The organism is Streptomyces sp. SAI-127 (genome assembly GCF_029894425.1).
Classification (GTDB): domain Bacteria; phylum Actinomycetota; class Actinomycetes; order Streptomycetales; family Streptomycetaceae; genus Streptomyces.
This window is the reverse complement of the sequence record NZ_JARXYJ010000001.1, coordinates 8,906,782-8,921,690: the sequence shown is the minus strand read 5'-3', so window position 1 is coordinate 8,921,690 and position 14,909 is coordinate 8,906,782. Positions and strand designations below refer to the sequence as shown.

The 14,909-nt window shown below is 70.1% G+C and carries 12 protein-coding genes and 1 pseudogene; 1 reads left to right on the top strand and 12 read right to left on the bottom strand.

Annotated elements, in window-relative coordinates; genetic code table 11:
- Nucleotides 1-34 precede the first annotated feature (34 nt).
- The 9 genes from M2157_RS40990 to M2157_RS40950 all read right to left on the bottom strand — a co-directional run bounded on the left by M2157_RS40990 (nucleotide 35) and on the right by M2157_RS40950 (nucleotide 10,793).
- Complete coding sequence (locus tag M2157_RS40990) at nucleotides 35-1,123, bottom strand: hydrogenase expression protein HypE (RefSeq protein WP_280856073.1); 1,089 nt, start codon at nucleotides 1,121-1,123, stop codon at nucleotides 35-37.
- A 63-nt stretch (nucleotides 1,124-1,186) separates the two neighbouring features.
- On the bottom strand, nucleotides 1,187-2,962 hold the full coding sequence (locus tag M2157_RS40985) for an enoyl-CoA hydratase-related protein (RefSeq protein ID WP_280867667.1): 1,776 nt from the start codon (nucleotides 2,960-2,962) through the stop codon (nucleotides 1,187-1,189).
- A gap of 146 nt (nucleotides 2,963-3,108) precedes the next feature.
- The gene (locus tag M2157_RS40980) at nucleotides 3,109-3,366 is read right to left on the bottom strand and encodes a hypothetical protein (RefSeq protein ID WP_280856075.1); all 258 of its coding nucleotides are present in this window, start codon (nucleotides 3,364-3,366) and stop codon (nucleotides 3,109-3,111) included.
- The gene (locus tag M2157_RS40975) at nucleotides 3,353-3,619 is read right to left on the bottom strand and encodes a DUF6400 family protein (protein ID WP_280856076.1); all 267 of its coding nucleotides are present in this window, start codon (nucleotides 3,617-3,619) and stop codon (nucleotides 3,353-3,355) included. Before M2157_RS40975 ends, M2157_RS40980 begins: the two co-directional genes overlap by 14 nt.
- A gap of 214 nt (nucleotides 3,620-3,833) precedes the next feature.
- Nucleotides 3,834-5,651 carry a glycoside hydrolase family 15 protein gene (locus M2157_RS40970; RefSeq protein ID WP_280867666.1) on the bottom strand — a complete coding sequence of 606 codons (1,818 nt, stop codon included), beginning with the start codon at nucleotides 5,649-5,651 and terminating at the stop codon, nucleotides 3,834-3,836.
- Nucleotides 5,652-5,676: 25 nt separating this feature from the next.
- Nucleotides 5,677-7,095: a DUF2252 domain-containing protein gene (locus M2157_RS40965; RefSeq protein ID WP_280867665.1), complete on the bottom strand. Its 1,419-nt coding sequence runs from the start codon at nucleotides 7,093-7,095 to the stop codon at nucleotides 5,677-5,679.
- Nucleotides 7,092-8,678: a GMC family oxidoreductase gene (locus M2157_RS40960; protein WP_280856079.1), complete on the bottom strand. Its 1,587-nt coding sequence runs from the start codon at nucleotides 8,676-8,678 to the stop codon at nucleotides 7,092-7,094. Before M2157_RS40960 ends, M2157_RS40965 begins: the two co-directional genes overlap by 4 nt.
- A gap of 80 nt (nucleotides 8,679-8,758) precedes the next feature.
- On the bottom strand, nucleotides 8,759-9,673 hold the full coding sequence (locus M2157_RS40955) for a YhjD/YihY/BrkB family envelope integrity protein (RefSeq protein WP_280856080.1): 915 nt from the start codon (nucleotides 9,671-9,673) through the stop codon (nucleotides 8,759-8,761).
- Between the two features lie 187 nt (nucleotides 9,674-9,860).
- Nucleotides 9,861-10,793 (bottom strand): cyclase family protein, encoded by a 933-nt coding sequence (locus M2157_RS40950; RefSeq protein ID WP_280856081.1) that lies wholly within the window; start codon nucleotides 10,791-10,793, stop codon nucleotides 9,861-9,863.
- A gap of 131 nt (nucleotides 10,794-10,924) precedes the next feature.
- Here M2157_RS40950 and M2157_RS40945 point away from each other — a divergent pair.
- Nucleotides 10,925-11,888, top strand: a pseudogene (locus M2157_RS40945) (DUF389 domain-containing protein).
- Nucleotides 11,889-11,903: 15 nt separating this feature from the next.
- Here the strand turns inward: M2157_RS40945 and M2157_RS40940 are convergent.
- From M2157_RS40940 to M2157_RS40930, 3 genes are all read right to left on the bottom strand, one after another.
- Nucleotides 11,904-12,446, bottom strand: coding sequence for a gluconokinase (locus M2157_RS40940; protein WP_280856084.1), 543 nt, complete (start codon nucleotides 12,444-12,446; stop codon nucleotides 11,904-11,906).
- Nucleotides 12,447-12,462: 16 nt separating this feature from the next.
- The gene (locus M2157_RS40935; protein ID WP_280856086.1) at nucleotides 12,463-12,888 is read right to left on the bottom strand and encodes a hypothetical protein; all 426 of its coding nucleotides are present in this window, start codon (nucleotides 12,886-12,888) and stop codon (nucleotides 12,463-12,465) included.
- Between the two features lie 204 nt (nucleotides 12,889-13,092).
- Complete coding sequence (locus tag M2157_RS40930; protein ID WP_280856088.1) at nucleotides 13,093-14,871, bottom strand: cation:proton antiporter; 1,779 nt, start codon at nucleotides 14,869-14,871, stop codon at nucleotides 13,093-13,095.
- Between the last annotated feature and the right edge of the window lie 38 nt (nucleotides 14,872-14,909).

The window sequence follows — 14,909 nt, the reverse complement described above, 5'->3', positions numbered from 1 at the left end:
ACGAAGCGGGGAGCTGATTACGGGGGGCGGATGCTCACCAGGGGGGCCGGTATCCGGTGGTGATCTTGTCTCCGGTGCGGCGCCACTTGGGCTCCTTGTCCACCGTCTTCGCGGTGATCGACCGCAGCTTGCGGACCACTGCGCCGTAGGCTCCGCTGGCGCCGCTGGACACCTTGGCGCCGGGGGGCTCGTCCATGAACGGCATGAACTTGTCGGGGAACCCGGGCATGGTGCAGGCGATGCAGATGCCGCCGACGTTGGGGCAGCCGCCGATCCCGTTCATCCAGCCGCGCTTGGGCACGTTGCACTTGACGACCGGGCCCCAGCAGCCGAGCTTGACCAGGCATGTCGGTGAGTCGTACGACAGGGCGAACTGGCCCTGCTCGTAGTAGCCCGCGCGGTCGCAGCCCTCGTGCACGGTGGCCCCGAACAGCCAGGTCGGGCGCAGCTTGTCGTCCAGCGGGATCATCGGGGCGGCGCCGGCCGCCTGGTAGAGCAGGTAGGTGAGCGTCTCGGAGAAGTTGTCGGGCTGGATCGGACAGCCGGGGACGCACACGATGGGGATGCCGGCGTGGGACTTCCAGTCCCAGCCGAGGTAGTCCGGCACGCCCATCGCGCCGGTCGGGTTGCCCGCCATCGCGTGGATGCCGCCGTAGGTGGCGCAGGTGCCGATGGCGACGACCGCCAGGGCCTTCGGGGCGAGGCGGTCGATCCACTCGCTGGTGGTGATCGGCTGGCCGGTCTCCGGGTTGTCGCCGAAGCCGCACCAATAGCCCTCGGGCTTGATCGCCTCGTTGGGGATGGAGCCCTCGACGACCAGGACGAACGGGTCGATCTCGCCCCGCTCCCCCTTGAAGAACCACTCGATGAACGTGTCCGAGCCGCCGACCGGACCGCACTCGAAGTCGATGAGCGGCCAGTGGACGGCGATCTTGGGAAGGCCCGGCAGCACACCGAGCACGATCTCCTCGATGCTGGGCTGCATGGCCGCCGTCAACGCGACCGAGTCACCGTCGCAGCTCAGGCCCGCGTTGATCCAGAGAATGTGGATCGTGGGTGTCTCGTCGGCGGGCGCGCCGCTCGCGTCCGCAGCGTCGACCGTGTCCGTCGTCGCCTCAGTCATGGGACCGCCTCCTGGGGAGGTAAGGGATGAAAGCCCAGATTTCGACCATCGCTTTTCTTCGTATCAGCCGTTCGGCCGCGATGAGATGCCATGGAGGGCCGTTCCGGTGACATCCGCGGCGGAGGGGGTCGGCCCGGTTTGCGCAACCTGGGCGGGACCGAGGTGCGGCGGGGTGCACGCCGGCCGCTCCTTGTGGACGAAGGCACGACGCAGCGAGTGGTACGGGGCATCCGGGTCGTCGAAGGTCCGGCGCATCCGGGCCAGCTCCTGCTCACGGAAGCCGGCCAGCGGGGTCACGCTCTCCAGCCGGTCCAGCTCCGTCTTCTTCGCGGTGATCCGTGACGCCGTCGCAGGCAGTGACGCCAGACGGGCCGCCAGGCCGCCGACCTCCCGCGCGAACTCGTCAGGAGAGCAGTCGACCACCCGGTCGACGAGCCCCAGGCGCAGTGCGCTCGCCGAGCTCACGGGCAGTGCCTCATCGAGGAGCCGTTCGGCCGTCGCGGCACCCACCCTGCGCGGCAGGGTGTGCGTCCAGTACTCGGAGCCGTACAGGCCCATCAGGCGGTAGTGGGGGTTCAGCACGGCGCCCGAGCGGCACCACACCTCGTCGGCCGCCAGGGCGAGCATCACCCCGCCCGCGGCGGCGTTGCCCGCGACCGCCGCGACCACCAGCCGGTCCGTCGTCGTGAGGACCGCCTCGACCAGATCGTCGATGGCGTTGATGTTCGCCCAGGACTCGGCAGCGGGGTCGTCCGCGGCCTCGATGACGCCCAGGTGGATCCCGTTGGAGAAGAAGTCCCGTTCGCCGCCCAGTACCAGTACGGACGTGGGTCGCTCGCACGCTTCCCGGTAGGCGTCCAGCAGACGTCGGCACTGCTCCGTGCTCATGGCACCGCCGGGGAAGGAGAACGAGAGGAACCCGACGTTCCCGTCCTCCCGGTAGCGGATGTCCGCCCAGGTACGGTGCCGCACCTCGGGCAGCAAGGGCAGGGCCTGATCGGGCAGGGGCGGCAGCAGGTCGCCCAGTGCCCGCACGGCAGGCAGTTTGTACGTGGGCGGCTGCCCGGGCACGCGCCGGGGCCGCAGCTCGGGGATCCACACGGCGCCGTCCTTGGTGGCCCGGCACACCGCCCCGGCCCTGGTGGCCAGCAGCTCGCCCGGGCGGCCGCGCAACACGCGCTCGGGATGACCGCCATGCAGGTACCACTCACGGCCGAGCAGTACGTCCAGCACACCGGGCTGCGAGTCCGCCGCTCTCAGCTTGCGCAGGACGTCGTGTGTGGAGTCCTCGGCCCAGTCGATCCGCCGGACGCTCTGGTCGAGGTAGGGGCGCGGGCGAGCCTCGGCCGTTTGTGCCCCGTCCTGCTCGCGCGGTACGTAGGTGCTCCCGGCGAAGCGCTCGACGGCCAGCAGGACGGCCTCCAGCGCGGCGTCGGCGATCTCGCCGCGGTACAGCTCGCTCTTGGAGACAGGAGGGACCCGGCACGGTACGGAGGCCCACACGTCACCGGCGTCCATCTCCCCGTCGGCCTGCAGGACGGTGACGCCCCACTGGTCGACGCCCTCGTGGATTGCCCAGTCCAGGGAGGAGGGTCCGCGGTCGCCCACGGGCCCCGGATGGACGACGAGGCAGGTGTGCGCTGTCCATACCTCCTCGGGAATCGCCGTCTTCAGCATCGGCGCCACGACGAGCCGCGGTGCATGCCGCCGCACGGTTTCGGCCAACCGGCTGTCGGGCAGGGCGAGTTCCACCGCCACGGCGTGGCCACGGTCGCGCAGCTCGGCGTGGACACGCTGGGTGAGGCTGTTGAACGCACTGGCCAGGATCAGGATGTGCACGGCTGCCTCCGGGACGGACGAACGGCAGGCAGGGGTGGCCGCCGAACGCGATCCTCGGGCAAGACGACCTGCCGTCCCCGACGACAGGCGGTGAGATCATCCGAAAGCGGGCGCCGCTCCGCCGTCCGGCCTCACCGGGTGAACGATCACATGCGTCGCAGGCCGCTGGTTATGCGCTCCCACCGGGAGCGGGTGGCGCCGAAGTGGGTCTCGTGCGACCAGATGTGGGTGCACGACCGGCACTGCAGGTGGAGCAGGCTGCCGACGTGGGAAAGCAGGTAGCGCCAGTGCTCGGAACAGGTGCGCCCCTCCTCGCAGGTCGCGCACCCGCGACGGTCGTCGCAGTTCGGGCAGGCCACCCAGGCACGACGCCCGATGTCCGCCTGCGGGTCAAGCGGCAGCATCGCTACCGCCTCTCCGCGGCAGGACACCGGCCGAGACGAGCTCGTCGTACACCTGCTGTTGCTCCGCGCTGAGGCCGGAATACAGCAGCTCGTACGCCGCTTCCTCGCCGCGCAGCGCGGCGACGGGGTCCCAGTCGGGGCCGAGGGCGTCCAGGACATGGGCGCGCCGGAGCATTTCATGTGAGCTCAGGTCGACGTCCAGGTCGACCGTCGGGAGCTGTTCGCCCGGAAGGGCGCGGCCATGGGAGGACATGGGACCGAACGTAGGCAAGCGCTTCTCGCCCCGGCAAGAGCAGGTGGGAGAAGTCACAGCAGGCCCACGCCCTCGTGGAACGTCCGGAGGCGACCCGTATGTGCCAGGTCCGGCGGGCCATGGTGTGCTGCGGCATCATCGGGATCCCGGAGTCGGCGCCATCGTGTGGATCGCGGCGCGCCTCGTGGCCGCGCACCCGCTCAGGAGCCCCCGTTCAGCGCGGAGCCCGGTCGAGCGCCTCGTCCAGCGTCGTCGCGGCCATGATGAGGGAGAGGTGGGTGAAGGCCTGGGGGAAGTTGCCGAGTTGCTCGCCGCTCGGGCCGATCTCCTCGGCGAACAGGCCGACGTGGTTCGCGTACGTCTGCATCTTCTCGAAGGTGTAGCGGGCCTCCGGGAGCCGGCTCGCGCGGGCCAGGGCGTCGACGTACAGGAACGTGCACAGGCTGAAGGTTCCCTCGGAGCCGCGCAGTCCGTCGGGAGAGGCCTGGGGGTCGTAGCGGTAGACGAGGCTGTCGGAGACGAGGACCCGCTCCATGGCGTCGAGGGTGTTGAGCCAGCCGGGGCTGCGCGGGGACACGAAACCCACCCGGGGGGCCAGCAGCAGGGAGGCGTCCAGGACGGCGCCGCCGTAGTGCTGGACCATGGCCTGCTCCTTCTCGTTCCAGCCGCGTTCCATGACCTGTTCGAGGATCTCGTCGCGGGCCCGTGTCCAGCGCACGGTGTCGGCCGGCCTGCTGAACTCCGCCGCCATCTTCAGGCCGCGGTCGAAGGCCGCCCAGCACATCACCCGGCTGTAGGTGAAGTCCTTGCGTCCGCCCCGGGTCTCCCAGATGCCCTCGTCGGGGCGGTCCCAGGAGTCGGCGAGCCAGTCGAGGGTGCGGGTCATGCCCTTCCACCCGTGGTAGCCCGCCTGCTCGCCGACCTCGCGGCCCTCGGCCAGGGCGTAGAGGGCCTCGCCGTAGATGTCGAGCTGGAGCTGGTCGGAGGCGGCGTTGCCGGCCCGGACCGGGTACGAGCCGCGATAGCCCTCGAAGTGGTCCAGGATCTCCTCGGTCAGATGCGGGTCGCCGTCGACCCGGTACATGATCTGGAGCGGCTCGTCGTCCGGTCCTTCGCGGGCCTGGAGACGGTCGCCGAGCCAGTGGGTGAAGCGGGTCGCCTCCTCCACGAAGCCGAGGTCGAGCAGCGCCCGCACCGAGAGGGAGCCGTCCCGGACCCATGTGTAGCGGTAGTCCCAGTTGCGCTCGCCGCCGACCTGCTCGGGCAGCCCCATGGTGGCGGCGGCGACCGGCGCGCCGCTGGGGGCGTAGGTGAGGAGCTTGAGGGTGATCGCCGAGCGGTGCACCATCTCCGTCCAACGGCCGCGGTAGTTCGAGGTGCGCACCCACTTCTGCCAGAAGTCGACGTTCTCCCAGAGCTCTTCGGTGATCTGTTCGGTGGTGGGGGGCGGTGGCGCCTCCCCGTCCTGCGCGCACACCGTGAACACCACGGCTGCCGAGTCTCCGTCGCTGAGGGTGATGCCGCCCCGGACGTCCTGGCCGTCCCGTTCGAGCGGGATGCTGCCCTGGAGGTAGGCGGTCGTGCCCGGGGCCCGGAACGTGGCCGTGCCGTCCGTCAGGTCGAGGTCGTGGGTGGCCCGCGCGTAGTCGAACCGCGGCCGGCATTCGAGGGCGAAGTGCACGGTGCCGCGCACCGCGCGGACGACGCGCACCAGTTGATGCCGGTCCGTGGGCGTCGGGCCCGTCAGGACCGGCATGTGATCGACGATCTCGCCGACTCCGTCGGGTGACATGAACCGGGTCACCACGACGGCGCTGTCCGGGTAGTAGAGCTGCTTCCAGGTGCCCTCCGGATGATCGGGCGCTAGGAGGAAATGGCCGCCACCGTCATGGTCGAGCAGGGCGGCGAAGACACTCGGCGAGTCGAAGCGCGGTGCCGCGAACCAGTCGATCACGCCCTGGGACGACACCAGAGCTGCGGTCTGCAGATCCCCGACGAGTCCGTGATCGGCGATGGGCGGGTAGCGTTCCATGGCGTTCTCCCTGCTGCTCGCCCCGTCAGGCCGCCTGAGCCGTAACCCGTCCCGAACGGACGGCATCGACGAGCGCCTGGTGGTCCTTCTCGTTCTGGTCGGCGTAACGCTCGGCGAAGGTCACGAGCGCCCGGTCGAAGGAGTCGCCCCCGCCCAGGTACGCGGCGATGGCGATCCGGTCGCCCGACCGCGCGTGTGCGCGGGCCAGCGTGGCGCCGCACAGCTCGCCGAAGGTCCGCATTCCGGCCGGCACCATCGCCTCGGGTTCGGCGATGCCCTTCCAGTCCCGCAACTGCCGTACATAGAAGTCCCGTCGGCGACCGTCGATCCCCTCGACCCGCTCCCAGCCGAGGAAGATGTCACTGGTGGCCTGCATGAGCCGCTGGCCGGAGACCACGCGCTCGCCCTGCGTTCCGTAGGCGCTGGCGCCCGCGAAGGGCGCCAGCACCGACTGGTCGGCCTCCTTGGCCTGCATGAGCAGCGGATCCTGGTCGTCCCGGCCGAGCAGGAGCACGATCCAGCAGCGGGTGCCCACGCTGCCGACCCCGACCACCTTGCGGGCCATGTCGGCCACCCGGTACTGCTCCAGAAGGGACCGCCGGTCCGACTGCAGGGTGCGGCCGTACCGTTCGATCAGCCGGTGGATCTCCTTCTCCAGCGCGTCGCGTTCGACGCCCTGAAGCAGGTCCTGGAGCGGGGTGATCAGCGGTGGAACCGCGGCGATGCGGACCTGCCCGTCGACGATGTGGGTGAGCTTGCCGAAGGCCTGGAGACCGTCCCGGCTGCGTGCCTTGGTCACCGCCTGCGACCAGCGGTCGCGGCCCCGTGCGCTCAGTTCCGCGCCGAAGTGCTCCCGCACCCACGCCTCGTCGAACTGGGCGTACCACACGGCGAGATTGCCCATCTTGGCGAAACGTCGCATCCACTCGCGGTAGGACCGCACCGTCGCCCGTACGATGCCGGCCCGCTCCTTGGTGCTGAAGCCGTTGGCCCGGCCCGCGATGACGAAGCTCGCCGACAGGCGTTTGACGTCCCACTCCCATGGGCCGGGCAGCGTCTCGTCGAAGTCGTTGATGTCGAACATCATGCGGCGCTCGGGCGAGGCCAGCAGCCGGAAGTTCAGCAGGTGCGCATCTCCGCACAACTGCGCCCTGATCCCGGACACGGGGGTGTCGGCGAGGTCTCCGGCCATGATGGCCGCGGCACCGCGGTAGAAACGGAACGGCGACTCGGTCATCCGTCCGTAGCGGATCGGTACGAGCTCGGGAACCCGCGTCGCCGACTGTGCCTCGATGATGTCCACAGGGTCGGGCCGTTTCACCGTGGGCGCGAACTCCACGTGGCTGGAGCGGGGCACGGACGACCGGACGGCCTTGCCGCGTTCGGCTCGCTCCTGAGGTGTGCGGTGCCGCATTTCGCTGTTGTCCGGGTGGTTCGACGTCATTGAAGTCGCTCCGCGATGTGGTCGCCGACACGCAGGGCGTTGGCGATGGCGGTCAATGAAGGGTTGACCGCTCCGATGCTCGGGAAGAAGCTCGTGTCGACGACATAGAGGTTGTCGAGGTCGTGGGCCTTGCAGTTGACGTCGAGGGCGGAACTTTCGGGGTCGCGGCCGAAGCGAACGGTGCCCGCCTGATGCGCGGTGGCGCCGATGGGCATGCCCTTGTGCAGGTAGATGCTGTGCGACAGCAGATGGTGTTCGTGCATGCCCAGGTGGCTGAGCATGCCTTGCAGCTTGTGCCGCAGGCGCTTCAGCCCGGCGATGTTGTTCTTCTCGTCGAGGGCCAGGTGGATGTCGCCGTCCCGGTCCAGGGTGACGCGGTTCTCGGCGAGGGGCAGGTCCTCTCCGCACAGCCAGAAGTCGACCGCGTGGTGGGCGAGCACCTCGAAGGGCATGTCGGGGGCGACCGCCCCGGCCCAGCGGGGCGCTTCGCCGTGGATCTGCTCGGAGTCGGACTTGCCCAGCATCTGGATGCCGCCGAGGGGGTAGTCCCAGTCGTCGGATCCCAGATACCAGTCGTGCAGCGCCAGGGTCTTCTGGAACTTGGTGTCGTTGGGTTCCTTGGACACGGCCATCAGGGCCAGGTTGTTGTGCCGCATGTAGTGCCGGCCCACCACGTCCGAGCTGTTGCCCAGGCCCTGAGGATGCCGGTCGTTGGCCGAACGCAGCAGCAGGGCCGCCGAGTTGACCGCACCACAGGCGACGACCACGACGTCGGCACTGAACTTCACGGTGGCCGGGTCCCCGTCCCCCACCGTCGCGACGACCGAGGTGACACTGCGACCGGTCCCGTCCGTGTCGAGGCGCCGCACGTCCGCATGGGTGACCATCTCGACGTTGGCGTGTTCGAGGGCGGGATCGACGCAGATGACCTGTGCGTCGGACTTGGCGCCGACCAGGCACGGGAAGCCGTCGACCCGGTCGCAGCGGATACAGACGCTGGTGTGGGTCGCCCGGCCCCGGTCGTCCTGGGTGAGGTTCACCCCGATCGGGAGGTGGAAGGGGTGCAGCCCCTGCTTCTCCAGATCGTGGCTGAGCTGCTGGATGCGCGGCTCGTGCTGGACCGGCGGGTAGGCGTACTGGGCGCTGGTGGGGCCCTCGGACGGGTCCTCACCGTGCCGGCCGTGGACGAGGTAGAGATGCTCGGCCTGCGTGTAGTACGGCTCGAGCTCGTCGTAGCTCAGTGGCCAGGCCGGGGAGATGCCGTCGTGGTGCCGGAGTTCACCGAAGTCCTCGGGGCGCATACGGAAAAGAGCGGCACCGTAGAACTTGGTATTGCCGCCCACGTAGTAATTGACCTCGGGCGGGAATTGGTTTCCGTTCTTGTCGTACCAGAACTCCGGAGCGCGGTATTTGCCTTTGACGAAGACCGCGGTGGATTCCCAGTTGTCGCGTTCTCGGGGCAGATAGTCGCCGCGTTCGAGGAGGAGGATCCGTTTTCCGGTGGGGGCCAGGCGGTGGGCGATGGTGCCGCCGCCCGCACCGGTACCAATGATGATGACGTCGTAATGCAGTTCGTCGGTCATGCCGGCCACCGTTCTCGGAGCACGCTCCGGTCCCCGCCGGGTGCAGGGGACTCCTGATCCGCTACCAACGTATCCCTGGGTCACTTTTCCGGCGAGTTGGGCCAAGCGGGTGATCCAAGACGTCGGGCCACGGCGGGTTCCCGGGCGATGACCGCACCGACGGTGATGCCGAGGGCCACCACGACGCAGAGTCCGATCAGCCACGACAGCACGGTGAAGACGGCACCGAGAGACCCGTACCGGTCCAGGCTGCGGTTGAGCGCGGCCGGGACGTAGAACTTCGCGAACACCGACAGTGCGGTCATGGCGACCCCGGTGAGGACCGCCCCGGGCAGCAGGGGCATCCAGGGAAGGCGCCCGGCCAGCAGCAGGTGCTGGGTCCACCACCACACGGCCACCTCCACGGTCAGCAGGAGCGGCACGCCCAGCCACAGTCCGGCGCCGAACCCCTCCCGCAACGGCCCCTGCAGAACGACGACGACAAGCCAGACCGCGAGCCACACGGGCCATCTCCACGCGGCGACCCGGGCGCCCGCACTCGGCATCCGCCAGGCGCGTTGGCACAACCGCTGCATCGCGCGGCTGCAGGCGGTCGCGGAGAGCAGCACCATCAGCGCGCTGACCACCCCGGTGCTCTGCTGCAGACTGGCGGGGTTGGCCTGGTAGACCTTCTTCAGCTCGTCGTCGGCGGCGCCATGGATGCCGAAGAGGTCGTGCACAGAGGCGATGATCTGGTCGCGCAAGCCCTGCGGGGCGATGGAGGCGACCAGGAAGAGAAGGGGTACGGCGGTCAGGAAGGCCTGGGCCGCCAGCCGCGTCGCGGAGTCCAGCAGGTTCACCGCGATCAGGTGGGTGGTGAGGCGGGTGATCACCGGGAACCGTTCCTCGGCGGTGCTGCGCAGCCTCAGCAGCCGGGTCTTCAGATCCGCCGCCCGTTCGCGCCAACGGCTCTTCCCGCCGTCTGCGGGCGAGCCGGATCCTCTGTCTGCGCGCATGCTGCTCCCGCTGTCCGGTCCGGGCGTCACGCGCGGGGGGCGTGACCGCCTCACCAGAGTGCCGCTCCGCGCGGCCCATGGGGCCCGCGGCACGTGCGCGGCTGTGCTGTACGGGTGAGGAGAGCGGTCCACCGGCTGACCGCCCGAGCCATGGGACGCCGGACGATCGCTCATCTGCCATCTGCCATCACAGGATCGCGAGGGGGTTGACCGGGGAGCCGGTGGCCGCCGGCAGCCGGAGGGGGGCGATCACACAGAGGAACGTCCAGCGGCCCTCCCGCGCGCAGATCGGCGCGAGGTCCTCGAACCGCAGGTAGTCGAGCAGATGCAGTCCCATCGCGTGGACGGCGAGCACATGCACCGGGAACGCGACTCCATCCACCGGACTGGGGGCCGTGTCGCTGTTGCCGTCACTGCCGAGGACGGCCGCCTCTCGCTCGGCCAGGAACTCCATGGCGGTCGGGTGGAGTCCCGCACGGGCGTCGGCCACCTCCCAGGGGCCGAGCTCCTCACGGCGCCGGCGGTGTCCGACCCGTACGAGGACGATGTCGCCGCGGCCGACCCGGGCCTCCTGCCGCGCCTCGGCCGCGGAGAGGTCCTCGGCTGTCACGCTCGTCCCGGGTTCGAGCCAGGGGACGCCGCGCAGCCGGGGAACGTCGAGCAGGACCCCGCGTCCGACGATGCCGTCGCGGACCAGGTCGACGGAGAGCGCGCTCGCTCCGGCCGGGGACAGGGCGCCCGCCCCCGGTGCACCGCCGTGCAGAGTGCCGTCGTAGATGACGTGGCACAGCGCGTCCAGGTGACTGTTCACGTCACCGTGGATGTTCATGGCGAAGCGGTCCCGCGCGAATTCCAGGCCTGTCGGCGCCGGTTCGGCGTCTGCCGGAGCCGTGAGCCGGTGCTCGGCCGGATCGGCGTCGTCAGGTCCGGGACGGGTGTTCACCGGGGCCGCGAGCGACACCGTACGTCCCGACCGCACCTCGCGGACGGCCGCCAGCACCTGTTCCCCGGTGATCGTGTCCAGGGCACCCCTGGGCGTGCCACCGCCGGGGGCCGTGGCGCGCAGGCGGCGATACAGCGACCGGAAATCGGCCTCGCTCAGCTCGTCGGGCGTTCGCATGTCCCCACCCTCCGACAGACGCCGGACACCGGCACGCCGAGTTGCCGGGACCGGGGACCGCCGCGTTAATGGGCCTACGCCCCCGTCCGGGGCCGTAGGCCGCCGCACCGAACCGATCCGCGGAGGTCCGGATGGACATGATCCATGTCCGAGCGGTGTGTCCGCCGGACCTCACCGAACGCACCATGGCCCTGCTGAGCGCCGAGACATGCGTGCTGAACCTGCATCTGCAGCCGGGCCGGGTACGCAACCCCGAAGGCGACGCCATCGAGTGCGACGTGCTGGCCGGAGCCGCGAACGAGGTGCTGCGCGGCCTGCGGGACCTCGGGCTGGAACACCGTGGCACCCTCGTCCTCGAGCCGGTGGACACGGTGTTCTCGGACCTCGCGGCCAGGACCGGGGCCGAGGAACTCGGGGCCCCGGCTGCGTGCGCCGGTGTGGGAGCAGGTGGAGGCCCGCATCCGGGCCGAGGGCAGGTACCCCCCGAGCTTCTACCTGTTCCTGGTCATCGCCGGGCTCATCGGGGCGGTGGGCATCATCACCAACTCGCAGATCCTCATCGTCGCGGCCATGGTGGTCGGACCCGAGTACGGGGCCATCACCAGCGTCGCGCTCGGGATCGACCACCGCGCCCGGCCGCGAATCGAGCAGGGCCTGACGGCGCTGCTCGTGGGCTTCCTGCTGGCCATTGCCGCGACCTTCCTCTTCGCCCTGCTGGTCCGGGGCTTCGGACTGCAGCCGAGGGCCTTCGATCTGGGGCTCAGGCCCGTCTCGAGTCTGATCGACACCCCCAACTTCTTCTCCGCCGCAGTGGCGGTGCTGGCCGGGATCGTCGGCATCGTCTCCCTGGCCGAGGCCCGCACGAGCGCGCTGCTCGGCGTCTTCATCTCGGTGACCACGATCCCGGCGGCGGCGGACATCGGCGTCTCGTCGGCGTTCGCCAGCTGGGACGAGGCCTGGGGCTCACTGCTGCAACTGCTGCTCAACATCGTCGTACTGATCGTGGTCGGGACCGGCACACTCAAGTGTCAGCGGGCCATCTGGCGCCGGGTGAGTGCACGCCGGCGCGAGCAGGCGGTCGGGCCGACGGCATAGCGCCCCACCAGGCTTTCAGCTGCCTGCGCGCCCCTCGCAGCGTGTGACAGCGGCCCGCGCCCGGCTGAGCAGAGCGGGAAGACCGGCGGTGGCGTCCAGGGTCAGGCCCGGCTCGTCCGGTTGCAGCGGCTCCAACGTCGCGAACTGCGACTCGACCAGCCCGGCGGGCATGAAGTGACCGGTACGCCGGGACACCCTCTCCCAAGCGGTGGCCCGGTCCAGGGCGAGATACAGACACCACAGCCCGGCACCGGCGGCCGACCGCAGTTCGTCGCGGTAGGCGCGCTTGAGGGCCGAACAGGCGAGGACCAGCCCCTCGTGGGCCTCGGCGGACTGACGGATGCGCTCGGCGAGGGCACGCAGCCAGGGCTCGCGGTCGGCGTCGTCCAAGGGATGGCCGGCGCTCATCTTCGCGACGTTCACTGCCGGATGGAAGTCGTCGCCCTCGAGGAACGGCACTCCGAGCTGCTCCGCGACCGCCTTGCCGACGGTGGTCTTCCCAGAGCCGGAGACCCCCAGGACCACCACGATCGGCGGCCCGTGGGCGGTGACCTTCACAGCGCCGCGCCCTGTCCTAGCCGGTGCGGGCCTCCCGGCTCCTTCCGAAGCACAGCGCCCAGATGACGAAGGCATCCACGGCGATCAGCACGACGGCCCAGACGGGGTAGTACGGCAGCCACACGAAGTTGGCGATCATCGACAGGCCCGCGAGCGCGATGCCGATCACACGCGCCCACATCGCTCCACTGAAGAGGGCGACGCCGGCGACCACGACGAGGACACCGAGGGCGAGGTGGATCCAGCCCCAACTCGTCAGAGAGAAGTCGTAGGTGTAGTTGCGAGTGGTGACGAAGACGTCGTCCTCGGCGATGGCGGCGATGCCCTCGAATATCGCCATCGCTCCGCCGAAGATCATCATGACCCCGGCGAAAGCGGTCCAACCGGATGCCCACACTCCTGTGCTGCCGGTTCGGTGTTGGTGCGTTCCCGCTGTAGTCATTTTCCAGATCCTCCAGCGTAGACCTTGCCACTGACCTGCAGCCGATCGGTGGCCATATTTCAGCTTGCCACGAGAATCTCCGACCGGCAGAACTGAGAATTGCTCCCCGGCGTCGGTCGTTTAATTCCCGTACCCGGTGCGCGAAAGGAAACTGCGGCCCGCTGGTAATGACGGGCTCACGGCGGTCGACTGCCGACGGCCGGCCTACCCTTGCGGGCTCTCGCCGGCCCGGCCGCCCGGTGTCAGCAGGACGACCGTGTCCCCTGGCCGGGGCAGCGGCGTGCTGCCTGCCGTGACCGGATCGAGGCGGCCGTCCCGCCGCACGAGGAACAGCGGATCGCTGCCGGGCCGCACGGCGTCGCCGGCGGGCTGCCCCAGCACGGCTGCCCCTTCCTCGTATCTACGGGAGAGCGTCGGCCAGGTCAGCTCCGGGCCGAACAGAACCTCGCCGCCGATGAACGGCGCCACCGCGCCCTGACTGTCGGCCGGTGCGTTGAGGCGGTGGACCGTGCCCTCCACGCTGCCTCGCAGAAACACCGCCGCCAGTGCGTTGAAGTCGTCCTCGGCGGTGAGGAAGTACACCGCCGTGATGCCCTCCAGCTCGGCGGCCCCACCCGTGGCAGCACCCAGCAGCTCACCGGGCGCAAGGTCGATCCCCGCCCGGCGGATACGGTCGCGTTGTTCCTCTTCGCCTGCCCACATCAGGACCTCCAGCCCCGCCGATTTCAGGGCGGCGCCCAGGTCGACCACCCAGGGGTCGCCCCCGACGAGCAGGGGCCGCGAGCGGGACGGGCGCACGATGCCCAGGCGCCGGGCGACGGGCGAGGCGGTCAGGCCGTAGAGCGTCACGGTCGCGACGATGACGACGAAGGTGGCCGGAAGGATCTTCGAGGCGCCGTCGATCCCCTTGGCGACCAGGCCGGCCGAGAACGTCGAGGCGGTGGCGGCCGCGACGATTCCGCGCGGCGCCATCCAGCCGATGAAGCCCCGCTCGCCACGCGTCAGATCGGTGCCGAGGGTGGACACGGCCGCGACCAGCGGCCTGACGACCAGCACCAGAAAGGCGGCCAGCCCGAGCGCGGGCAGCCACACATGGCGCAGCGAGTGCGGGGTGACGGTGGCCGAGATGGAGATGAAGAGCAGGCCGAGGATCAGGCTGACCAGGGTCTCGAAGAACGGCCGACGTGCGGGTGCGCTCATGCCGGGGAGGTTGGCGACGGCCAGGCCCATCACCACGGCGGCGATGAGTCCCGTGTCGTCACGCAGCACATCGCACAGCGCCGCCACACCGATCACCGCGGCGAGCTGCGCTGTGGTGCCGAGGACCTCGCCGAGCCGCAGTACCCGGAACAACAGCCACAGCAAAGTCGCCCCGGCGGCTCCTCCGGCCGCTCCGATGCCCACGCTGGCCAGGAATTGTGCCGTCCCGCTGCCGAGGTGGTGGCCCGAGCTCGCCACGACCGCGTGGAAGACCAGTGCTCCCAGGACGCCACCGACCGGGTCGATGAGGGAGCCCTCCCAGATCAGGATGTGCTGGAGACGGTCCTTCGGCCGCACGAAGCTGAGCAGCGGTCCTACGACCGTCGGCCCCGAGACCACGAGGATCGCGCCGATCATGATGGCCGCACGCTGTGACATCCCCAGCAGCGGCGCGGCGAGGAGCGTGCCGAGCAACCAGGTGATCAGGACACCGATCCAGATCAGCCGGACGACGACGCGGCGGATGTGGCCCTTCAGCCTCGCCAGGTCCAGCCCGAGGCCCGCGTCGTAGAGGATCACGGCGACGGCCAGCGACACCAGCGGTGAGAAGGCCGCCCCCAGCAGCTGCTCGGGATCGACGTCGTCGATCAACGCGCCCGCGGCGAAGCCGACCGGCAGCAGCAGAATGAGGGCAGGGATGCGCAGGCGGCCGGCCAGGACCTGCGATCCGACGGCCAGGACGAGGATCAGGCCAACGCCGATGAGCACCTGGTCCGTTGTCACAAGTGGGCCTTTCGATGCGTGGTCGTACGAGTCGGTGG

What these genes read in the sequence shown, in the direction of transcription:
- M2157_RS40990 (WP_280856073.1), bottom strand. Translation starts at nt 1,123, where the DNA reads ATGACTGAGGCGACGACGGACACGGTCGACGCTGCGGACGCGAGCGGC.
- M2157_RS40980 (WP_280856075.1), bottom strand. Translation starts at nt 3,366, where the DNA reads ATGCTGCCGCTTGACCCGCAGGCGGACATCGGGCGTCGTGCCTGGGTG.
- M2157_RS40975 (WP_280856076.1), bottom strand. Translation starts at nt 3,619, where the DNA reads ATGTCCTCCCATGGCCGCGCCCTTCCGGGCGAACAGCTCCCGACGGTC.
- M2157_RS40970 (WP_280867666.1), bottom strand. Translation starts at nt 5,651, where the DNA reads ATGGAACGCTACCCGCCCATCGCCGATCACGGACTCGTCGGGGATCTG.
- M2157_RS40965 (WP_280867665.1), bottom strand. Translation starts at nt 7,095, where the DNA reads ATGACGTCGAACCACCCGGACAACAGCGAAATGCGGCACCGCACACCT.
- M2157_RS40960 (WP_280856079.1), bottom strand. Translation starts at nt 8,678, where the DNA reads ATGACCGACGAACTGCATTACGACGTCATCATCATTGGTACCGGTGCG.
- M2157_RS40955 (WP_280856080.1), bottom strand. Translation starts at nt 9,673, where the DNA reads ATGCGCGCAGACAGAGGATCCGGCTCGCCCGCAGACGGCGGGAAGAGC.
- M2157_RS40950 (WP_280856081.1), bottom strand. Translation starts at nt 10,793, where the DNA reads ATGCGAACGCCCGACGAGCTGAGCGAGGCCGATTTCCGGTCGCTGTAT.
- M2157_RS40935 (WP_280856086.1), bottom strand. Translation starts at nt 12,888, where the DNA reads ATGACTACAGCGGGAACGCACCAACACCGAACCGGCAGCACAGGAGTG.